Source organism: Streptomyces sp. NPDC028711 (assembly GCF_055565415.1).
This window is the reverse complement of sequence record NZ_JBVHUJ010000006.1, coordinates 213,956-234,128: the sequence shown is the minus strand read 5'-3', so window position 1 is coordinate 234,128 and position 20,173 is coordinate 213,956. Positions and strand designations below refer to the sequence as shown.

Below are 20,173 nucleotides of genomic sequence, written 5' to 3'. Positions count from 1 at the left end.
GCTGTTCCGCCCCGCGCGGGAACCCAGGGGCTACCCACCCGTAAACACGTCTGGCAAGCTCGGGCCATGACTCCCCGTGCCGCCGACCGGGCCCGTTACGACCGGGCCACCGCTCATCTCGACGCGCCCGTGGCGATCGTCGATCTTGAGGCCTTCGACGCCAACGCGGCGGACCTGGTGCGCCGGGCCGGGGGCAAGCCGGTGCGGGTGGCGAGCAAGTCCGTGCGGTGCCGGGCGCTCCTGGAGCGGGTGCTCGCGCGGAAGGGTTTCGCCGGGATCATGTCGTTCACGCTCGACGAGTCGCTGTGGCTGGCGCGCGCCGGGTTCGAGGACGTCCTCCTCGCGTATCCGTCGGCGGACCGATCCGGCTTCGGCGAGCTGGCACGGGACCCGAAGCTCGCCGCCGCCGTGACGGTGATGGTCGACGACGTGGCGCAGCTGGATCTGATCGACGCGGCTCGCGCGGGCGGGACGGAGGAGGTCCGGGTCTGTCTCGAGCTGGACACGGCGCTGTCCCTGCTCGGGGGGCGGATACGGGTCGGCGCGCGGCGCTCTCCGCTGCGGGAGCCCGCCCAGCTGGCCGAGCTGGCCCGGTCGGTGGCGCGACGCCCCGGTTTCCGGCTGGTCGGGATCATGGCGTACGAGGGGCATGTCGCCGGGGTCGGCGACGCGGTCGCGGGCAGGCCGCTGCGGTCGCGGGCGATCCGGCTGATGCAGGCGGCGGCCCGCCGGGAGCTGGCGGAGCGCCGGGCGGCCGTGGTGCGGGCCGTGCGGGCGGTGGCGCCGGACCTGGAGTTCGTGAACGGCGGCGGTACCGGCAGCGTGCAGCACACGGCCGCCGAGGAGGCGGTCACGGAGATCGCCGCGGGTTCGGGCCTGTTCGTGCCCCGGCTCTTCGACAACTACACGTCGTTCAGCGCGAGGCCCGCCGCGCTCTTCGCGCAGCCCGTCGTCCGCCGTCCGGGCGTCGGCGTGGTGACCGTGCTCGGTGGCGGCTATCCGGCGTCCGGGGCGGCGGGCCGTGACCGGCTGCCCGTGCCGTATCTCCCGGAGGGTCTGCGGTACGACCCGCGGGAGGGTCCCGGCGAGGTGCAGACCCCCCTGCTCGGCTCGCCGGCCGACGACCTGCGAATCGGCGACAAGGTGTGGTTCCGGCACGCGAAGGCCGGCGAGCTGTGCGAGCGGTTCGAGAGTCTGCGGCTGATCGAGGGCGATCGGATCACGGCGACCGTGCCGACGTACCGGGGCGAGGGGCAGACCTTCCTCTGACGTGACCGGCGGTCAGTACACCGTGTCGGTCTGGTCCGGGATCACGCTTCCGTCCGGGCGGCGGACCGGTTCCGGCGTGCCGTCGCTCGCCGTGTAGCCCGTCGTGGCGCAGGGGTACGGGGTCGTCTTCGGCTGCTTCGGCTCGATGAACATGGGGTTGACGATCCAGCGGCCGTCACCGTTCTCGTACGCCCGGCACATGAGTTCGACCTTGTTGCGGTTGAGGACCAGGCGCAGTCCTGTGGCGTCCCGCAGGAAGGAGACGTCGGTGTCGGAGTCTCCCGCGGCGAGGACCTGGCGCCGGGAGGCGGGTTGTACGCGTTCGGCGGCGGGGCCGTGGACGCCGAGGATCTCCTGGTTGATCCAGCAGCGCTTGCCGTCGATGTAGGTGATCATCCGGTCCTCGCCGTCGCGTACGGTGCCGCAGCCCTTGAGGTGGGCGGTGAGGCGGCCGTGCTCGACGGTGTTGCGGATGCCGATGGCGTGGGAGGGGTGGACGCCGATGCCCTTCGCCCAGACGTCGACGACGGGTTCGGGCGAGGCGGAGACGATCCAGACGTCGAAGCCGGCGTCCTGGAGGGTCCGGATCAGGTCGCGCTGCTGGGCGTAGTGGCGGACCCAGCCGGTGACCCGGGACGTGCCGACGCCCTGGGTGGCGCCCTGGGGGGCGGCGAGGTTCTCGGCTCGCGCGGCGGCGGCGAAGGACTCGACCTGGCGGGTGGTCCAGCCGCGCAGGAGCTGGGCGAGCCAGGCGTACTGGGGCTCCATGCGGCGGTGGTCGAAGCCGGCGAAGGCGGCCGTGCCGCCGGTGGTGGTTCCCGTCCCGTAGACGGAGAGCATCTCGTCCGCGCAGCGGGTGTCGGTGGCGGTGGGGAGAGTGCGTACGCCGGTGGGGCACGCGGCGCCGAGGGCGGCGGCCGCTCCGGGGGTGAGGTGGCGGCTGGTGGTGGCCCAGTCGCCGTCGCGAGGCGGGCGTATGCGGTCGTTGCGGAGGAGCCAGTAGAAGGTGGCGTCTCCGACGTCGTTCTTGATGACGGTGTTGTCCCAGTCGAAGACCGCGACGGGCTTCTTCCCCTTGTCGAGGCAGTGCTCGGCGATCAGCGCGTCGAGCCGGGCCTTGTTGTCGCCGTACCAGCCTTCGGAGACCTTCAGGGTCGGGCAGGCGCGGGGTCTCGCCTCGGCCACCGTTCCGGAGGCGAGGCTCGTCGTGGCGAGGGCGAGGGCGAGCGCGGCGGTGGACGCGGACGTACGGAGTCGGCGGTTCATGGTCACTCTCCGGGTCGGTACGCGGAACAGCCGGGCGCCTTGCGACGCCCGGCTGCCGGGTGGGGGGGGAACGGGGGTTCTAGAGCGGCGTCACGTACGCGCCCGCGATGCCTCCGTCGACGAGGAAGTCGCTGGCGTTGACGAAGGAGGAGTCGTCGCTCGCGAGGAACGCGACCGCCGCGGCGATCTCGTCGGCCTCGGCGAAGCGGCCGACCGGGATGTGGACGAGGCGGCGGGCGGCCCGCTCGGGGTCCTTGGCGAACAGCTCCTGGAGAAGGGGGGTGTTGACCGGCCCGGGGCAGAGGGCGTTGACGCGGATGCCCTCGCGGGCGAACTGGACGCCGAGCTCGCGGGACATGGCGAGGACGCCGCCCTTGGACGCGGTGTAGGAGATCTGGCTGGTGGCCGCGCCCATGATCGCGACGAAGGAGGCGGTGTTGATGATGGAGCCCTTGCCCTGGCGGCGCATGTAGGGAAGGGCGGCCTTGCAGCAGAGGTAGACGGAGGTGAGGTTGACGTCCTGGACGCGCTTCCAGGCCTCCAGGCCGGTCTCCAGGATGGAGTCGTCGTCGGGCGGCGAGATGCCGGCGTTGTTGAAGGCGATGTCGACGGAGCCGTAGGTCTCGAAGGCGGTGCGGAACAGCGCCTCGACCTCCTCCGGGTCGGTGACGTCGACCTTCACGAAGGTGCCGCCGACCTCCTCCGCCGCGGCCTTCCCCGCCTCCTCGTCGATGTCGCCGCAGACCACGTTCGCGCCCTCGGAGGCGAACCGGCGCGCGGTGGCGAGGCCGATGCCGCTGCCGGCTCCGGTGATGACGGCAGTACGGCCGACCAGGCGGCGGCAGATGTTCTCTTCGGTGCTGCTCATGGGTGCTCAGGCCTCCGTGCTGATGAAGACGTTCTTGGTTTCGGTGAAGGCGGTCAGGGCGTCGGGGCCGAGTTCACGGCCGAGGCCGGACTGCTCGTAGCCGCCGAACGGGGTCCAGTAGCGGACGCTGGAGTGGGAGTTGACGGAGAGGTTGCCGGCCCGGACGGCGCGGGAGGCGCGCAGGGCGCGGCCGACGTCGCGGGTCCAGATCGAGCCGGACAGGCCGTACTCGGTGGCGTTGGCGAGGCGGATCGCGTCGGCCTCGTCCTCGAAGGGGAGGACGACGGCGACGGGTCCGAAGACCTCCTCGACGGCGCAGGGCGCGTCCTCGGGTACACCGGTGAGGACGGTCGGCGGGAACCAGAAACCGGGGCCTTCGGGGGCCTTGCCCCTGATGCCGGTGAGGTCGTCGGTGACGTAGGAGCGGACGCGGTCGAGCTGGGCGCGGGAGATGAGGGGGCCCATCTGGGTGCGCTCGTCGGCGGGGTCGCCGACGACGATCTCCTCGATCGCGGGGGTGAGGAGTTCGAGGAAACGGTCGTACGCGCTCCGCTGGACGAGGATGCGGGTGCGGGCGCAGCAGTCCTGGCCGCTGTTGTCGAGGAAGGCCATCGGCGCGGCGGCGGCGGCGGCTTCGATGTCGGCGTCGGCGAAGACGATGTTGGGGCTCTTGCCGCCGAGTTCGAGGGTGACCCGCTTCACCTGGTCGGCGCACTTCGCCATGATCGACTTTCCGACCTTCGTGGAGCCGGTGAAGACGATCTTGGCGATGCCGGGGTGCTCGACGAGGGCGTTGCCGGCGACGGGGCCGGTGCCGGGGAGGACCTGGAAGAGGCCTTCGGGCAGGCCGGCTTCGAGGGCGAGTTCGGTGAGGCGGAGCGCGGTGAGGGGGGTGGTCTCGGCCGGTTTGAGGAGGACGGCGTTGCCGGCGGCGAGGGCGGGCGCGGTGGCCCAGGCGGCGATCGGCATGGGGAAGTTCCAGGGCGCGATGACGCCGACGACCCCGAGCGGTTCGAGGATCGTGATGTCGAGGCCGCCGGCCACCGGGATCTGGCGCCCGTTGAGGCGCTCCACTCCCCCGGCGGCGAAGTCGAGCAGGTCGCGGACGTTACCGGCCTCCCAGCGGGCGTTGCCGATGGTGTGGCCGGCCTCGGTGACCTCGAGACGGGCGAGTTCCTCGATGTGCCCGTCGACGACGGTGGCGAAGCGGCGGAGCAGCCGGGCCCGGTCGGCGGGCGCGGCGGCTGCCCAGCCGCGCTGGGCGGCGGCGGCCCGTGCGACGGCGGCGTCGACGTCGGCGGGGGTGGCGGCGGGGACGGTGGCGACGCGTTCCTCCGTCGCCGGGTTCAGTACCTGGAGCAACTCTCTTCTCTCTTCTGTCGCGGGCACTGTCGTCACAGGCGTTCGAAGGAGCGGCGCAGCTCCCAGTCGGTCACCGCGGCGTCGAAGGCGTCGAGTTCGACGCGGGCCATGTTGCGGTAGTGGGCGACGACCTCGGGGCCGAAGGCGGCCTTGGCGATCTCGCTGGTCTCCCAGAGTTCGGCGGCCTCGCGCAGGGTGGTGGGGACGTGCGCGTACTCGGCGGTGTAGGCGTTCCCGGCGCAGGGCGGGGGCAGTTCGAGGCGCTGCTCGATGCCGTGCAGTCCGGCCGCGACCATGGCGGCGACGGCCAGGTACGGGTTGACGTCTCCGCCGGGGAGCCGGTTCTCGAAGCGGGTGGAGCGGCCGTGGCCGACGACCCGGAGCGAGCAGGTGCGGTTGTCGTGACCCCAGGCGACGGCGGTGGGGGCGAAGGAGCCGGGCTGGAACCGCTTGTAGGAGTTGATGTTGGGGGCGTAGAGGAGGGAGAAGTCGCGGAGGGCGGCGAGCTGTCCGGCGAGGAAGTGCCGCATGGTCTCGGACATGCCGTGCTCGTCGTCGCCCGCCATCACGTTCACGCCCGCCTCGTCGACGGACTGGAGGGAGAGGTGGATGTGGCAGGAGTTGCCCTCGCGCTCGTTGTACTTCGCCATGAAGGTGAGCGAGTAGCCCTCCTGGGCGGCGATCTCCTTGGCGCCCGTCTTGTAGACGGCGTGCTGGTCGCAGGTGACGAGGGCCTCGTCGTACTTGAAGGCGATCTCGTGCTGGCCGGGGTTGCACTCGCCCTTGGCGGACTCGACGGTGAGTCCCGCGGCGGTCATCTCGTTGCGGATGCGTCGCAGGAGGGGTTCGATGCGTCCGGTGCCGAGGACGGAGTAGTCGATGTTGTACTGGTTGGCGGGGGTGAGGCCGCGGTAGTTCGCGTCCCAGGCCTGCTCGTAGCTGTCCTTGAAGACGATGAACTCGAGTTCGGTGCCGACGTGGGCGGTGAAGCCGTGTTCCGCGAGGCGCTCCAGCTGGCGGCGGAGGATCTGGCGGGGCGCGGCGACGACGGGGGTGCCGTCGCCCCAGGCCAGGTCCGCCGTCACCATGGCGGTGGCCTCGTTCCAGGGGAGGCGGCGGAGGGTGGTGAGGTCGGGGTGCATGGCGAAGTCGCCGTAGCCGCGGTCCCAGGAGGACATGTCGTAGCCGTCGACGGTGTTCATCTCGGTGTCGACGGCCAGCAGGTAGTTGCAGCCCTCGGTGCCGTGGCCGAGTACCTCGTCGAGGAAGAACGGGGCGGCGAACCGCTTGCCCTGGAGTCGCCCCTGCATGTCGGGGAAGGCCAGGACGACGGTGTCGATCTCGCCGCTCGCGACGAGGGCGCGGAGCTCCTCGACGGTGAGCGGGGGTGTGCGGTCTGCCACGGGATTGCTCCTCCTTCGGCCTGCCGGAAGTCATAAGGTATTGCGGAAGACCTTTACTTGGGAAGTGTTGGAGAAGGGGAAACGAGAACGTGGCCAGTACGAGTGAATCGGCGGACCGCCTTACGCCCGTGCTGCGGCCGGTGCGGGCGGGCAACGGCTTCGAGGAGGCCCTGGAGCAGATCCTCCAGGTGGTACGGCTCGGGCTCGTGCCGGGCGGGGAGCGGCTGCCCGCGGAGCGGGAGCTGGCCGACCGGATGGGGATCAGCCGGGTCACCCTCCGCGAGGTCCTCAAGGTCCTCCAGGAACAGGGCCTCGTGGAGAGCCGGCGCGGCCGGTACGGCGGAACGTTCGTGCTGCCCCGCGTCCAGACGGCCGACGAGGACGAGCTGCGCCGCCGGATCGCCTCGGTCGACATGGAGGACACCCTGCGCTTCCGGGAGGTACTGGAGGTCGGGGCCGCAGGGCTCTGCGCGGCCCACGGTCTCGACGCGGCGGGCGCCGAGCGGCTGCGGGCCGCGGTGACGGCCACGCATGACGCCCCGCTGGCCGATTACCGCCGCCAGGACACCCTGCTGCACCTCACGCTCGCCGAGCTCTCCGGCTCGCCGACGCTGACGGCCCAGTACGCGGCGGTCCGGGCCACGGTGAACGACCTCCTGGACTGCATCCCGCTGCTCGTACGCAACCTGGAGCACTCCCAGCACCAGCACACGGCCGTGATGGAGGCGGTCCTGGACGGGGACGCGGACGCGGCGCGCGAGGTGATGCGGGAGCACTGCGCGGGGACGGCGGCGCTGCTGCGGGGGTTCCTGACGTGAGGACGCCCGGGTTCCCCCCGTAACCCGAAAGTAACGCAGGGGGGTTGCGCTCCCCCGCCGGCCACCGCAAAGGTATGGCTCCAATCCATTGGTCCCGTTGCGGGGAGCTGACGCTGCCATGACGCTCGAAGACACGACCGGGAGCACACCCGGGGGCAAGCCAGGGAGCACACCCGGGGGCGCCCCGCCCGAGGACGACTATCTGGAGCGCCGCGCGCTGCGCCGCGGCAGCGCCGGCTGGCTGCTGCTCACCGGCCTCGGCGTCGCCTACGTCGTCTCCGGGGACTTCTCCGGCTGGAACATCGGCCTCTCGAAGGGCGGCTTCGGCGGGCTCGCCGTCGCCACCGTCCTGATGGGCGCGATGTACGCCTGTCTGGTCTTCGCGCTCGCCGAACTGTCCGCCATCCTGCCCACGGCCGGCGGCGGGTACGGCTTCGCCCGCCGGGCCCTCGGCACCTGGGGCGGCTTCCTCACCGGCACCGCGATCCTCATCGAGTACATCCTGGCGCCCGCCGCCATCTCGATCTTCATCGGCGACTACGTCGAGTCCCTCGGCCTCTTCGGCCTGGAGTCCGGCTGGCCCGTCTACCTCGTCTGTTTCGCGCTCTTCATCGGCATCCACCTGTGGGGCGTCGGCGAGGCCCTGCGCTTCAGCCTCGTCGTGACGGCGATCGCCGTCGCCGCCCTCGTCGTCTTCGCGCTCGGCGCGTTCACCGACTTCCACGTCGACGGACTGAACGACATCCCCGTCGACGGCGAGGCCTTCGGGGCCAACTCCTGGCTGCCCTTCGGGCTCCTCGGGATCTGGGCCGCGTTCCCCTTCGGCATGTGGTTCTTCCTCGGCGTGGAGGGCGTGCCGCTCGCCGCCGAGGAGGCGAAGGACCCGGTGCGGTCGATGCCGAAGGCGCTCGCGATCTCCATGGGCATCCTGGTGCTGCTCGCCGTCATGACCTTCTTCGCCGCGACCGGCGCGCGCGGTGCGGCCGCCGTCCAGGAGGCGGGCAACCCGCTGGTGGTGGCGCTGCAGGGCGACGGGGAGCCGACGGCGCTCAGCCGGTTCGTGAACTACGCGGGCCTCGCCGGTCTCGTCGCCTCCTTCTTCTCCCTCATCTACGCGGGATCGCGCCAGCTCTTCGCCCTCTCCCGGGCCGGCTACCTGCCGCGCTTCCTCTCCCTCACGAGCCGCCGGAAGTCGCCGTACCTGGGGCTGCTCATCCCGGGCGCGATCGGCTTCGCGCTCGCCGCGGGGACCGGGGACGGCGCCCGGATGCTCAACATCGCCGTGTTCGGCGCGACCATCTCGTACGCCCTGATGGCGCTCTCCCACATCGTGCTGCGGCGCCGCGAACCTGGCCTTCACCGGCCGTACCGCACGCCCGGCGGGACCGTGACCTCCTCGGTGGCGTTCGTGCTCGCCCTGTCGGCCCTGGTCGCGACCTTCCTGGTGGACCGGACGGCGGCGTTCATGGCGCTCGGGGTGTACGTGATCGCCCTCGCCTACTTCGCGTTCTACAGTCGGAAGCATCTGGTGGCCCGTGCGCCCGAGGAGGAGTTCGCGGCGCTCGCCGCGGCCGAGGCCGAACTCGAACGCGACTGATCCACCCGATGCTCCACACCTCTGGAGGACCTTCCGTGACCCAGCCGCTCATCGGCGTGACCACCTACCTCGACCGGGCCCGGTGGGGGGTGTGGGACATGCGGGCCGCGCTGCTCCCCGCCGCGTACCCGCGGCTCGTCCAGGAGAGCGGGGGGCTCGCGCTGATGCTGCCGCCGGACGGGCCGGCCGCCGCGGCGGCCGTCGTGGCCCGGCTCGACGGCCTCGTCGTCGCGGGCGGGGCCGACGTCGAGCCCGTACGGTACGGGGCCGAGCCCGACCCCCGTACCGGCCCGCCCGCCCGGGAGCGGGACTCCTGGGAACTCGCCCTGATCGACGCCGCCCTCGCCTCCGGGACCCCGCTGCTCGGCATCTGCCGGGGCATGCAGCTCCTCAACGTGGCGCTCGGCGGGACGCTCGTCCAGCACCTGGAGGGGCACGTGGAGGCGGTCGGGGTGATCGGCCGGCACGCGGTGAAGCCGGTACCGGGCAGCCGGTACGCCTCCCTGGTGCCGGAACTGACCGAGGTCCCGACCTACCACCACCAGGCCGTGGACCGGCTGGGCGCGGGGCTCGCGGCCTCGGCCCACGCGGAGGACGGCACGGTGGAGGCGGTGGAACTGGCCGACCCCGCGTGGGTCCTCGGTGTCCAGTGGCACCCGGAGATGGGCGAGGACCCGCGGGTGATGCGGGGCCTCGTGGAGGCGGCGGCCCGGCGATAGCGGCGGGCCGGTGACCCGCCGGGGTGACGGGCCGCGTCTCAGCGTCCCGGGGCCCTCGATCCGGGTCCGGGTCTCCGGGCCCGCCGCGCCCTGGCCGCCGTCGTGTCACGCGTCGGCCAGGGCGGCGAGCCGGGTGCGGTCGTTGCGCATGAGGAGGGCGTAGAGCGCGGCGGAGACGCCCATGCCGACCGGGAGGGAGAGGTCGACGCCGCCGAGGGCGGTGGCGATCGGGCCCGTATAGAGGGTGTTGACGCAGAGGGCGGCCGAGGTGAGGCCGATGACGAGGGCGAGGGCGCCGGCCGGGTTGACGCCCCCGGTGTACCAGAAGGGGCTGCCGGGGGTCTCGTCCGAGAGCGCGAGGCCGTCGTAGCGGCCCCGGCGCAGCAGGACATCGGTCGCGTAGACGGCCATCAGGGGCCCGATGAGGACGACGATCACCTGGACGGCGTTGCTGACGGTGTCCAGGAAGTTGGAGACGAGCAGTCCGTAGAGGGTCAGGGCGACGGCGGCGACGCCGTCGAAGAGGACGCTGACGGAACGGCGGACGCGGAGGCCGACGGCCTGGAGGGCGAGCCCGGCGCTGTACGCGGTCAGGGCGTTGATGGCGATGGTGCCGAGCACCAGGGCGAGCAGGAAGACCGGGACGAACCAGCCGGGCAGGATCTCCTGGAGCGCGGTCTGCGGGTCCGTCATGTCGACGGCGGTGGCCGCGAAGGCGCCGAGCGCGCAGACGACGACGCTGGGCAGGAAGGCGCCGAGCGCGGTCCAGCCGGTGATCGCCTTCCTGGAGGCCGTACGGGGCAGGTAGCGGGAGAAGTCGGCACTCGTCGTGTACGAGAGCGGGCCCGAGGCGATCATCGTGGTGCCCGCGAGGAGGAGCGCCCAGAGGTCGACGCCGGTGGGCGGCGCCTCGGGGGCGTACGAGAAGTCGGCGTGCCGCAGGACGGCGAACGCGACGACCGTGAAGGCCCCGGTGAGGGCCAGGGTGATCGGCAGGTACAGCTTGATGATCAGGGCGTGTCCGTAGACGCTGATGGCCAGTGTCAGGGCGGCGATGACCACGATGACGGCCACCTTGACGGGGGTGTTCGCCGTGACGCCGGCCTTCTCGACGAGCGCGAAGGCGGCGGTCGCCGCGGCGGCCAGGTTGAGGGCGAAGTAGCAGACGGAGACGAGCCAGCCGCCGATCGCGTTGTTCACGCGGTTGCCGAGGACGCCGTACATGGCCCTGGTGATCACCTCGCTGGGTGCTCCCGCGGCCGGCCCCGAGGTGGCGAGGAGGCCGGTGAGCAGCCAGAACAGGTTGCCTATGACGATCACGGCGAGGGCCTGCCAGAGGCTGAGGCCCATGAGGACGAGGGCGCCGCCGAGGACGAGGCTGAGGTAGTTGACGTTGGCCGCGGCCCAGACGGAGAAGAGCTCACGGGGGTGTCCGTGGCGCTCGGCGTCGGGGATGCGGTCGATGCCGTGGGCCTCGACGCGGCCGGGCCGGTCGGCGGCCGACGGAGTGACCTGGGTGCCCGGGGAGCCCGGGTGCGGGTCGGGGATCGTGGAAGCCATGCGGCCCTCCGGATGCGTGTCGTGCCCACCTGGTTGCTTATTGGTCGCACACTCAATAGCATCCGGGGTATGTCGTCAAGCGTCCAGCGCAAGCGAGTTCGGAAATCCCCGGAAGCCCGGCGGGCGGAGATCGTGGAGACAGCGGCACGCGTCGCCCTGACCGAGGGGCTCGAGTGCGTCACCCTGCGGCGGATCGCCGAGGAGCTCGCCGTCCGCCCCGGTCTGATCAGCCACTACTTCCCCTCGGCGGAGGATCTGGTGGGCGAGGCGTTCACCGTGGCCGCCACTGGCGAGCTCGACGCCCTGCTGCCCGCCGACCGCCCCCACGGCACCCCGACGCAGTACCTCGCGCGCTATTTCGCCCTCTCGGCGGGCGAGGCGTACGACGACATCAGCCGCCTCTGGATCAACGCCCGTCACCTCAGCCGCTACCGGCCCGCCTTGCGCGACCGGGTCGCCGAGCAGGAACTCGCCTCCGACGACCGCCTGGAGACGCTGATCCGCGAGGGCGTCGAGCGGGGTGAGTTCCGGACGGACGACCCGCGGGCCGCGGCCATCCAGATCCTGGTGGTGATCGACGGGCTCGGCGTCCACGCCAACACCGACCGGAGCAACCGCCCGGAGGCGGTGACCCGTATGGCCGTCACCACGGCGGAACGCGCACTCGGGCTGCCCTACGGGGCGCTCACCGACGTACCGGCACCGGCGGAGCCCGCTGAGGCTGCTGAGGCTGCTGACCTACCCACTCCACAACCTGCCGACGTACCGGCTCCGCAGCCTGCCGACGTACCGGCGTCGCCCGCCGACCCGGCCTGACGCCACCGCCCCCTCCCCCGCCCGTCCCCTTCCTGGAGCCACCGTGAGCACCCGACTCGTTCTGCTCTCCGCCCGTCTGCTCGACCCCGGCACGGGGGCGTCCCTGCCCGAGACCGCGCTCGCCGTCTCCGACGACGGCCGGATCGGCGCCCTCGGCGACGACCGGGAGGTCCGCGCGCTCGCGGGACCCGGCACCACCGTCGTCGACCTCAAGGGCGCCGTGGTGACCCCCGGTCTCGTCGACGGCCACGTGCACCCGGTGTCCGGCGCCGAACTCACCCACGGCCTCGACCTGTCGTACTGCGCCGACCTCGACGACGTACGGGAGGCCCTCGCCCGCGAGGTGCGGAGCCTCGGCCGGGGCGCGTGGCTCTTCGGCTGGGGGCTCGACCCGAACGTCTTCGGCGACCGGCCCGTCGGGATCGCGCCCTTCGACGCCGTGCTCGACGGAGTACCGGCGTTCCTGCTGCTCTTCGACGCCCACTCGGCGCTCGCCAGCCGGCGCGCGCTCGAACTCGCCGGGGTCGACGGGCCCCGCACCTTCGACCAGGCGTCCGCCGAGGTCGTCTGCGACGCCGACGGACGCCCGACCGGGCTGCTCCAGGAGGACGCGGCCTGCGAGCTGGTCGAACGGGTCGCCCCGAGGCCGACGCGCGAGGAGAGCCGGGAGCGGCTCGCGGCGGCGCTGCGATCCATGGCGGCGGCGGGGCTCACCGGTGGTCACGCGATGGACGCCAACGGCGAGAGCCTCGCGCTGTACGGGGAGCTCGACGCGGCCGGTGAACTGCCGCTGCGGCTCCGGGTCGCGCCCTGGTGTCAGCCCGGTACCGACGCGGACGGCGTACGGGCCCTGATCGCGCAGCAGGGCACGGGCGGGGAGCTGTGGCGGGTCGCGGGGGTGAAGCTCTTCATGGACGGGACCATCGACAACGGCACCGCGTGGCTGGAGCGCCCCGACTGCCACGGTGAGTCCACGCACGCGTTCTGGCCGGACCCGGCCGCGTACGCCCACATCGTCGGGGAGCTGCACCGGGCGGGGGTCCCGACCGCGACGCACGCCATCGGCGACGCGGCCGTGCGGCACGTCCTCGACTCCGTCGAGAAGGCGCGGGCCGGCGGCGGGGCCGAGGTGCGGCACCGGGTCGAGCACATCGAGACCGTGCCGGACGACACCCTGCGGCGCTTCGCCCACCTGGGTGTCCTCGCGTCGATGCAGCCCACGCACTGCTGTGACTTCACCCGCGCCGACCACACCGACAACTGGTCGCGCCGGCTCGGCGAGGAGCGTGCCTCGCGCGCGTGGCGCTGCCGGGACCTGGTGGACGCCGGGGCCACGGTGGTGCTCGGCTCCGACTGGCCGATCGCTCCGTTCCCGCCGCTCGGTGTGATGGCCGGGGCCCGGCACCGGCGCCCGAGCCGTGACCTCGGCCGGGCGCCGCACGGGCCCGAGCAGGCGCTGACGGCCCTGGAGGCGCTGCGGGGCATGACGACGGCGCCGGCGTACGCGGCGGGCGAGGAGCATGAGGCGGGGCGTCTCGCGCTTGGCTTCCGGGGCGATCTGACGGTCCTGGGCGCCGATCCCCTGACGACGGCGGCGACGGAGCTGGCGGACGTTCCGGTCCGGCTGACGGCGGTGAACGGGCGGGTGACGTTCCGGGCGTCGGATCTCTGACGGAGGCGGCGGGCGCCGGTTCGCGGGCGTACGTTCTGCCGGGAGGACGGGGGTACGGACAGCCACCGGCCCGTACCCGGATGCGAGGCGGACAGGCCCTCAGCCGCGTGTCAGGGACAAGAGGTCGCGGGCCGGGCCCGTAGGGCGGTGGCCCGTGGGCCAGACCGCGCGGAGGTCGCGGCGGAGGAGGACTCCCGCCACCGGAATGGCGACCAGGCGGCGGGAGGCCAGTTCCTCGGCGATCGCCAGCTCGCTGAGGACCGCGGGGCCGGCGCCGCTCACCGCGGCCGCCTTCACCGCCGTCGTGGAGGCGAGTTCGAGGAGCGGCTGCGCGAGGCCGCCGTGGGCGGAGAGCGCCGAGTCGAGGACCTGCCGGGTGCCGGAGCCGCGTTCCCGCAGGACCAGCGGGGTCGCGGCCAGCTCCGCCGGATCGAGCGGGCCCCTGCGGCGGGCCCACGGGTGCGAGGGGGCGGCGACGACCGCGAGCCGGTCGTGCGCGACGACCACGCCGTCGAGGCCGTCGGGCACGGCGAGCCCCTCCACGAAGCCGATGTCCGCCTCGTTCGCGAGGAGCCGTTCCGCGACCACCGCCGAGTTGCCCGCCTGGAGCGACACGGCCGTGTCGGGGCGGTCGGCGCGCAGCGCGATCAGCCAGCCCGGCAGCAGGTACTCGGCGATGGTCATGGACGCGGCCACCCGCAGCCGGGAGTCCCGCCGCCCGCGCAGCGCCTGGGCGCCCGCGTCGAAGGCCTCCGACGCCTCCACGATCCGCCGCGCCCAGTCCGTGACGAGCGCGCCGGCGTCGGTGAGCCGTGAGCCGCGCGGCGAGCGGTCGACGAGGGCCACGCCGAGCTGCCGCTCCATCGAGCGGATGCGGCTGCTCGCCGCGGGCTGGGTGATGCCGACCTCGCGGGCGGCGGCGCCGAGGCTGCCGTGCCGGGCGACGGCGAGGAGCAGTTCGAGCGCGCCCAGGTCAGGGACCCGGTGGTGGAGCTGCCCCCTGACCGCAGCGCCGTACGCCTCGGCGTCGCGAGGGTCGTCCCCGTACGTGTCGCCGCCCCGCTTCCGTCCACCCATAAAGCCAGCTTATGACGTCATAGCCGCAGGATCCCTGGTGGGGGCCGGGAAACAGGGCGACGGTGGAGCCATGGCAAGCCTCGCACCTTCTCGTCCGGCCCTCGGCGCCACCACCCCCGGCGCCCGGTCGGCCGCTCTCCCGGCCCGTTCCGTCCGTCACCTCGGACCCCACTGGTACGCCTCCGTGATGGGCACGGCCATCGTGGCCAACGCCGGCGCCGGGCTCCCGCCGCACGTCCCCGGCCTCCGTGCGTTCTGCGCGGCGGTCTGGGCGCTGTCGCTCGCGATGCTGCTCGTCCTGGTCGCCGCCCGGGCGGTGCACTGGCTCCGCCACCGCGACCAGGCCCGCGCCCACCTCCTGGACCCCGCCGTGGCACCGTTCTACGGCTGTCTCTCGATGGCCCTGCTCGCGGTCGGCGGCGGGGCGATGATCGTGGGCCGGGACTGGATCGGACTCCAGGCTGCCGTGGCGCTCGACACCGTCCTGTTCACCGCCGGCACGGTCATCGGCCTCGCGGCCGCGGTGGCCGTCCCGTACCTGATGGTGGTCCACCACCGGATCGAGAGCGCGTCCCCGGTCTGGCTGCTGCCGGTCGTCGCCCCCATGGTCTCCGCCGCCCTCGGCCCGCTGCTCGTGCCCCATCTGCCCGCCGGGCAGGCCCAGGAGACGCTCCTCATCGCCTGCTGGGCGATGTTCGGGGTGAGCCTGCTCGCGACCCTGGTCATGCTGCCGCTGGTGTTCGGCCGGCTCGTGACCGGCGCTCCGCTGCCGCTCGCGCTCACCCCCACCCTCTTCCTCGTCCTCGGCCCGCTGGGCCAGTCGACGACCGCCGCGAACAAGTTCGCCGACGTGGCGCCGGGCGTCCTGCCCGCCCCGTACGCGCACGGCTTCGCCGCCTTCGCCGTCCTCTACGGGGTGCCCGTCATGGGCTTCGCCCTGCTGTGGCTGGCGCTCGCCGGGGCGATGGTGCTGCGGGCACGCCGGCAGGGCATGGGCTTCGCGATGACCTTCTGGGCGTTCACCTTCCCCGTCGGCACGTGCGTGACCGGCGCCGAGGGCCTCGCCCAGCACACCGGACTCGCCGTCTTCCGCTGGCTGGCGGTCGGCCTGTACGTGTTCCTCGTCGCGGCCTGGCTGGTGGCCGGGCGGCACACCCTGCGCGGTCTGGTCAGCGGCGCGCTGCTCGCAGGGCCCGCGCCAGTGCCTTCGGCGCCTCGGCCAGGGACGGCCCGTACCAGGTGAGCAGACGTCCGTCGACGAGAGCGGCGGCGGTCCCGGGGAAGGCCTCGGGGCCGTCGTCCCGTGTGAAGCGGTACGGCTCGTCGGGCAGGACGACCAGGTCGGGGGCGGCGGCGCGGAGCTCGTCGAGCGGGACGCGCGGATAGCGCTCCGGGTGGCCGGCGTACAGATTGCGCACCCCGAGGCGGGCGAGCAGATCGCCGGCGAAGGTGTCGCGGCCGAGGACCATCCAGGGGCGGCGCCAGATGGGAACGACGGCGGTCAGGGGTTCCCCGCCGACCGTGTCCGGGGTGACGGCGTCCCATTCCGCCTCGGTCTCGTCGAGCCACCGGGGCCGGCGGGGCGCGCCGCAGGCGCCGAGGACCCGCTCCAGCTCCCGCAGTCCCTCGTCGAGGGTACGGATCTCGGTGACGAGGACGTCGAGTCCCGCGGCCCGCAGGGCGGCGAGGTCGGGGGCGCGGTTCTCCTCCTCGTTGGCGAGGACGAGGTCGGGGCGGAGGGCGACGATCGCGGGGACGTCCGGGTTCTTGGTGCCGCCGATCCGGACGACGTCGAGTCCTGCGGGGTGGCTGCACCAGTCGGTGGCGCCGACGAGAAGACCGGGCGCGGTGACGGCGACGGCCTCGGTCAGCGACGGCACGAGGGAGACGACCCTCATCGCGGCGGGGCCGCCGTCACCGGGGGCGGGGCCGTCATCGTGGCGGTTCCCCTCGTGGCCCGAAGCGTGGTGAGGCCGTCCATGGGTCGAGGCCTCGCCGCGGCCAGGCCCTCACCGTGGCGAGCCCTCATTCCACCTCGGCCTCGACGTGGTCGGCGACGGCGACGACGAGGAGGCGCGTGCCGGGTTCGGTGGCGCGCCAGCGGTGCCGTACACCGCCGGAGAGGTAGAGGGTGTCCCCGCGGCCGAGCCGGTGCGCGCGGCCCTCGGCCTCGACCTCGGCGGCGCCGTCGGCCACGTACAGCAGCTCGTCGTTCCGGTGCTGGAACTCGCGCCCCGCGTCCTGCTCGCCGGTGAACTCCAGAGCGTGCAGCTGGTGGCGGCCGCGGACGAGCCGCCGGACGCCCGGCGGCAGGGCCGGGGAGGTGTCGTCCGACCGTACGACGTCGACGGTACGGGAGGCCTCGGCGGCGGCGAGGAGCTCGCCGGCCGTCGTCTCCAGGGCCTCGGCGACGAGCTCGAGGGAGCGGTGGCTGGGGCGGGCCCGGTCGTTCTCGACCTGGCTGAGGAAGGGCACGGAGAGACCGCTGCGGGAAGAGACGACGGCCAGGGTGAGCTGGAGCGCTCTGCGTCGTCTCTTGACGGCCGCGCCCACACGGGCTGATTCCTTCTCGTCCATGTCGGCTCCCTCCCTCGTGCCTCGTGCGTACCCGTACCGGGCGGTTACCTGAACCTTACGCAGCTTTGGGGCGGGGTTTCGCGTCGTGCCGAAAAGGGGTGGTCGCCGAACACGTTCGGCGACCACCCCTTTTCGGACAGCAGTCGGCTGTCGCTCCCGGGTGTTACTGCGGGGCGAGCTTCTCGGCGAGACCGGGATTCCGCTCCAGCCAGTCGCGGACGGCCTGCTGCTCCTTGCCCTTGCCGGTCTCCTGGATGACGGCCTCCAGGCCGGTGAGCTGCTTCTCGGTCAGCGAGAAGTTCTTCAGCCAGGCACTGACCTCGGGGTTGTCCCCGGTGAATCCCTTACGGGCGAGCGTGTGGACACCGTCGCCCTTGCCCCAGGAGCCCTTGGGGTCGGAGAGCTTCTTCAGGTCGTGGGCGGAGTAGGCCCAGTGCGGCGACCAGAGGGTGACGACGACGGGTTCCTTGCGCTCGTACGCCCGCTTCAGCTCGGCGAGCATGCCGGGCGTGGAGCCGTCGACGACCTCGTACTCGCCCCCGAGGCCGTACTCCTTGAGCACCTTGTCCTTGAGGATGCCCATCATTCCGGCGCTCGGCTCGATGCCGATGATCCGGCCCTTGAACTGTCCGGCCTTGCCCTTGAGGTCGTCGAGGGAGTCGACGCCCTTCACGTACGAGGGGACCGAGAGCTCCAGGGACGTGGGGCCGTACCAGGAGCCGAGGTCCTCCAGCTTGTTCTTGTACTTCTCCCAGTACTGGGCGTGGGTGACGGGGAGCCAGGCGTCGGTCTGGAAGTCGAGCTGCCCGCCGGCCAGGCCCGTGTAGAGGGCGCCTGCCTCCAGCTGCTTGGTCTCGACCTCGTACCCCCGTCGCTCCAGGAGCTCCTTCCAGAGGTACGTGGAGGCGATGCCCTCGTCCCAGGGGATGTAGCCGATGCTGATCTTCTTGCCGTGGCCGCTGTTCTGGCCCGAGGCCGTCGTGGAGGTGGCGCCGGAGCCGCCGAGGAAGCCGGTGCCGCCGGCGACGAGGGCGAGGACGACGACCCCGACGAGAGCGGTGACGGGCTGCGGCCGGTGCGCCCAGAGCTTCGCTCCGGGCCGCTTCGCGCTCAGCGCGGCGCGGGCCTTGGCGGCGGCGCGGCGGCCCAGCGGGGAGACCTGGCGGCCGAGGGCGCCGGTCATCCGGTCCAGGTACATGGCGAGGACGACGATGGAGACGCCCGCCTCGAAGCCGAGGCCGATGTCGACGTTGCCGATGGCCCGGTAGACCGCGCCGCCGAGCCCGCCGCCGCCGACCATGCCGGCGATGACGACCATGGAGAGGCCGAGCATGATGACCTGGTTGACGCCGGCCATGATCGTCGGCAGGGCGAGCGGCAGCTGGACGCGCAGCAGCGTGTTGCGCGGGGTGGTGCCGAAGGCCTCGGCGGCCTCGACGAGTTCGCCGTCGACCTGCCGGATGCCGAGCTCGGTCATGCGGACGCCCGGGGGCAGCGCGAAGACGATGGTGGCGATGATGCCGGGGACCACGCCGACGCCGAAGAAGATGATGCCGGGGATGAGGTAGACCATCGCCGGCATGGTCTGCATGAAGTCGAGGACCGGACGGAGCACGGCGCTGACGGTGTTCGAACGGGCCGCCCAGATGCCGAGCGGTACGGCGATCACCAGCGTCACCAGAGTCGCGACGAGGACGAGCGAGAGCGTCGCCATCGCCTCGTCCCACAGCTGGACCGAGTCGACGAGCGCGAACCCGCCGAAGGCGAGGACACCGGCGGCGAGACCGCGCAGCCACCAGGCGACGACGGCGAGGATGCCGGCGAAGAGCAGCGGCTGGGGCGCCGACAGGACGGCGTCGATGCCGTCGTAGAGGCCGGTGACGCCGGTGCTGACGGCGTCGAAGAGCCAGGAGAACTGGGCCTGGAGCCAGTCGACGGAACCGTCGACCCACTCGCCGAGGGGAAGCCTAGGCACGGGCGGTCACCTCCTCACCAGTGAGACCGCCCATGGCGGCGAGCAGCCGTTCCCGCGGTACGACTCCGAGGACGGTGCCGTCGGAGTCCTCGACGGTCACGGGGTGCGCGGCGCGGGCCGCGACGGCGCACAGGTCGGCGACGAGCGTGTCGGGGCCGACGGCCTGGCAGAGGCAGTCGGCGGGACAGTCTTCCGGGACGGCGCCGCCGGTCATCACGGCGGAGGCGGTGAGCACCCGGGAGCGGTCGACGTCCTGGATGAAGGAGGCGACGTAGTCGTCGGCGGGCCGGACGAGGATGTCCTCGGCGGTGCCGAGCTGCACGATCCGGCCGTCGCGCATGACGGCGATGCGGTCGCCGAGGCGCATGGCCTCGTTGAGGTCGTGGGTGATGAAGACGATGGTCTTCTTCAGCCGCTGCTGGAGGACGAGGAGCTGGTCCTGCATGTCGCGGCGGATGAGCGGGTCGAGCGCGCTGAAGGACTCGTCCATGAGGAGCAGGTCGGCGTCGGTGGCGAGGGCGCGGGCCAGACCGACCCGCTGCTGCATCCCGCCGGAGAGCTCGTCGGGCCAGGACTTCTCCCAGCCGGCGAGACCGCACAGTTCGAGGGCCTCGGTGGCCCGGGTCTCCCGCTCGGCGCGCGGCACGCCCTGGACCTCCAGGCCGTAGCCGGCGTTCTCCAGGACGTTCCGGTGCGGGAAGAGCGCGAAGTGCTGGAAGACCATGCTGATCTTCGTGGAACGGACGGTCCGCAGCTCGCGGGGGGAGAGCGCGGTGAGATCTCGGCCGTCGAAGAGGACCCGGCCCGCGGTGGGTTCCAGCAGGCCGTTGAGCATGCGCAGGAGGGTGGACTTGCCGGAGCCCGAGAGCCCCATCACGACGAAGATCTGACCGGGTTCGACGGTGAAGCCGGCGTCCACGACGGCTGCTGTCGTCCCCTCGGCGCGCAGCTCCTCGCGGTCGGCACCGTCGGCGAGCCTGCGGACGGCTTCGTCGGGTCGTCTGCCGAACACCTTGAACAGGTGGTCGGCCTGCAGCCTGGACACATATACCTCACGGGTAGCAACGAGAACGGCCCCCGCCACCCCCGCGCGGCCGGGCCGTGGAGCGGGCGGGATCGGCCCGCGGGCCCGTCGCGTACGGGGATTTCTTAGTTGAATCCCGTACCGGGTTCCGCTCCGGGCACGCGCCTGCC

Annotated in this window: 17 protein-coding genes; 7 read left to right on the top strand and 10 right to left on the bottom strand. The window is 72.8% G+C overall.

Going from position 1 to position 20,173, the window contains the following annotated elements:
* The first annotated feature begins 66 nt into the window (after positions 1 to 66).
* Complete coding sequence (locus ACZ4VK_RS20915; protein WP_468353995.1) at positions 67 to 1,269, top strand: amino acid deaminase/aldolase; 1,203 nt, start codon at positions 67 to 69, stop codon at positions 1,267 to 1,269.
* A 12-nt stretch (positions 1,270 to 1,281) separates the two neighbouring features.
* On the opposite strand, the gene ACZ4VK_RS20910 is transcribed toward ACZ4VK_RS20915, so the two are convergent.
* From ACZ4VK_RS20910 to ACZ4VK_RS20895, 4 genes are all read right to left on the bottom strand, one after another.
* The gene (locus tag ACZ4VK_RS20910; protein WP_468353993.1) at positions 1,282 to 2,535 is read right to left on the bottom strand and encodes a haloacid dehalogenase-like hydrolase; all 1,254 of its coding nucleotides are present in this window, start codon (positions 2,533 to 2,535) and stop codon (positions 1,282 to 1,284) included.
* Between the two features lie 79 nt (positions 2,536 to 2,614).
* A complete protein-coding gene (locus ACZ4VK_RS20905) occupies positions 2,615 to 3,403 on the bottom strand; it encodes a 3-oxoacyl-ACP reductase (RefSeq protein WP_468353991.1) in 789 nt (262 codons plus the stop codon).
* Positions 3,404 to 3,409: 6 nt separating this feature from the next.
* Positions 3,410 to 4,765 (bottom strand): aldehyde dehydrogenase family protein, encoded by a 1,356-nt coding sequence (locus tag ACZ4VK_RS20900; RefSeq protein ID WP_468353989.1) that lies wholly within the window; start codon positions 4,763 to 4,765, stop codon positions 3,410 to 3,412.
* A gap of 32 nt (positions 4,766 to 4,797) precedes the next feature.
* Positions 4,798 to 6,168, bottom strand: coding sequence for a glutamine synthetase family protein (locus ACZ4VK_RS20895; RefSeq protein WP_468353987.1), 1,371 nt, complete (start codon positions 6,166 to 6,168; stop codon positions 4,798 to 4,800).
* Between the two features lie 89 nt (positions 6,169 to 6,257).
* Between ACZ4VK_RS20895 and ACZ4VK_RS20890 the strand changes: the two genes are divergently transcribed.
* The 3 genes from ACZ4VK_RS20890 (at position 6,258) to ACZ4VK_RS20880 (ending at position 9,302) form a co-directional block, all read left to right on the top strand.
* A complete protein-coding gene (locus tag ACZ4VK_RS20890) occupies positions 6,258 to 6,986 on the top strand; it encodes a FadR/GntR family transcriptional regulator (RefSeq protein ID WP_468353985.1) in 729 nt (242 codons plus the stop codon).
* Between the two features lie 118 nt (positions 6,987 to 7,104).
* Entirely contained in the window at positions 7,105 to 8,583 is a 1,479-nt protein-coding gene (eat, locus tag ACZ4VK_RS20885) for an ethanolamine permease (protein WP_468353983.1), read from the top strand.
* Between the two features lie 35 nt (positions 8,584 to 8,618).
* Positions 8,619 to 9,302, top strand: a complete 684-nt coding sequence (locus ACZ4VK_RS20880) for a gamma-glutamyl-gamma-aminobutyrate hydrolase family protein (RefSeq protein WP_468353981.1) — start codon at positions 8,619 to 8,621, stop codon at positions 9,300 to 9,302.
* 105 nt (positions 9,303 to 9,407) lie between these two features.
* Here ACZ4VK_RS20880 and ACZ4VK_RS20875 read toward each other — a convergent pair whose 3' ends face one another.
* Complete coding sequence (locus ACZ4VK_RS20875; RefSeq protein WP_468353979.1) at positions 9,408 to 10,862, bottom strand: purine-cytosine permease family protein; 1,455 nt, start codon at positions 10,860 to 10,862, stop codon at positions 9,408 to 9,410.
* Positions 10,863 to 10,931: 69 nt separating this feature from the next.
* Here ACZ4VK_RS20875 and ACZ4VK_RS20870 point away from each other — a divergent pair, with 69 nt between their 5' ends.
* Both ACZ4VK_RS20870 and ACZ4VK_RS20865 read left to right on the top strand, forming a co-directional pair.
* Entirely contained in the window at positions 10,932 to 11,678 is a 747-nt protein-coding gene (locus tag ACZ4VK_RS20870) for a TetR/AcrR family transcriptional regulator (RefSeq protein WP_468353977.1), read from the top strand.
* A gap of 43 nt (positions 11,679 to 11,721) precedes the next feature.
* Positions 11,722 to 13,350 (top strand): amidohydrolase, encoded by a 1,629-nt coding sequence (locus tag ACZ4VK_RS20865; protein WP_468353975.1) that lies wholly within the window; start codon positions 11,722 to 11,724, stop codon positions 13,348 to 13,350.
* A 99-nt stretch (positions 13,351 to 13,449) separates the two neighbouring features.
* On the opposite strand, the gene ACZ4VK_RS20860 is transcribed toward ACZ4VK_RS20865, so the two are convergent.
* Positions 13,450 to 14,427, bottom strand: a complete 978-nt coding sequence (locus tag ACZ4VK_RS20860) for a LysR family transcriptional regulator (RefSeq protein WP_468353973.1) — start codon at positions 14,425 to 14,427, stop codon at positions 13,450 to 13,452.
* Between the two features lie 70 nt (positions 14,428 to 14,497).
* On the opposite strand from ACZ4VK_RS20860, the gene ACZ4VK_RS20855 reads away from it, so the two are divergent.
* Entirely contained in the window at positions 14,498 to 15,670 is a 1,173-nt protein-coding gene (locus tag ACZ4VK_RS20855; RefSeq protein ID WP_468353971.1) for a TDT family transporter, read from the top strand.
* Here the strand turns inward: ACZ4VK_RS20855 and ACZ4VK_RS20850 are convergent.
* From ACZ4VK_RS20850 to ACZ4VK_RS20835, 4 genes are all read right to left on the bottom strand, one after another.
* Positions 15,597 to 16,325, bottom strand: coding sequence for a helical backbone metal receptor (locus ACZ4VK_RS20850; protein ID WP_468353969.1), 729 nt, complete (start codon positions 16,323 to 16,325; stop codon positions 15,597 to 15,599). The genes ACZ4VK_RS20855 and ACZ4VK_RS20850 overlap by 74 nt on opposite strands.
* Positions 16,326 to 16,452: 127 nt before the next feature.
* The gene (locus ACZ4VK_RS20845; protein ID WP_468353967.1) at positions 16,453 to 17,004 is read right to left on the bottom strand and encodes a helix-turn-helix domain-containing protein; all 552 of its coding nucleotides are present in this window, start codon (positions 17,002 to 17,004) and stop codon (positions 16,453 to 16,455) included.
* A gap of 163 nt (positions 17,005 to 17,167) precedes the next feature.
* Complete coding sequence (locus ACZ4VK_RS20840) at positions 17,168 to 18,979, bottom strand: ABC transporter permease/substrate binding protein (RefSeq protein WP_468353965.1); 1,812 nt, start codon at positions 18,977 to 18,979, stop codon at positions 17,168 to 17,170.
* Positions 18,972 to 20,024: a quaternary amine ABC transporter ATP-binding protein gene (locus ACZ4VK_RS20835; RefSeq protein ID WP_468353963.1), complete on the bottom strand. Its 1,053-nt coding sequence runs from the start codon at positions 20,022 to 20,024 to the stop codon at positions 18,972 to 18,974. Before ACZ4VK_RS20835 ends, ACZ4VK_RS20840 begins: the two co-directional genes overlap by 8 nt.
* Between the last annotated feature and the right edge of the window lie 149 nt (positions 20,025 to 20,173).

Bases quoted from the DNA above. Each gene is read 5' to 3' on its own strand.
- ACZ4VK_RS20915 (WP_468353995.1), top strand. From the start codon at position 67: ATGACTCCCCGTGCCGCCGACCGGGCCCGTTACGACCGGGCCACCGCT.
- ACZ4VK_RS20910 (WP_468353993.1), bottom strand. From the start codon at position 2,535: ATGAACCGCCGACTCCGTACGTCCGCGTCCACCGCCGCGCTCGCCCTC.
- ACZ4VK_RS20905 (WP_468353991.1), bottom strand. From the start codon at position 3,403: ATGAGCAGCACCGAAGAGAACATCTGCCGCCGCCTGGTCGGCCGTACT.
- eat (WP_468353983.1), top strand. From the start codon at position 7,105: ATGACGCTCGAAGACACGACCGGGAGCACACCCGGGGGCAAGCCAGGG.
- ACZ4VK_RS20875 (WP_468353979.1), bottom strand. From the start codon at position 10,862: ATGGCTTCCACGATCCCCGACCCGCACCCGGGCTCCCCGGGCACCCAG.
- ACZ4VK_RS20870 (WP_468353977.1), top strand. From the start codon at position 10,932: ATGTCGTCAAGCGTCCAGCGCAAGCGAGTTCGGAAATCCCCGGAAGCC.
- ACZ4VK_RS20860 (WP_468353973.1), bottom strand. From the start codon at position 14,427: ATGGGTGGACGGAAGCGGGGCGGCGACACGTACGGGGACGACCCTCGC.
- ACZ4VK_RS20855 (WP_468353971.1), top strand. From the start codon at position 14,498: ATGGCAAGCCTCGCACCTTCTCGTCCGGCCCTCGGCGCCACCACCCCC.
- ACZ4VK_RS20850 (WP_468353969.1), bottom strand. From the start codon at position 16,325: ATGAGGGTCGTCTCCCTCGTGCCGTCGCTGACCGAGGCCGTCGCCGTC.
- ACZ4VK_RS20845 (WP_468353967.1), bottom strand. From the start codon at position 17,004: ATGGACGAGAAGGAATCAGCCCGTGTGGGCGCGGCCGTCAAGAGACGA.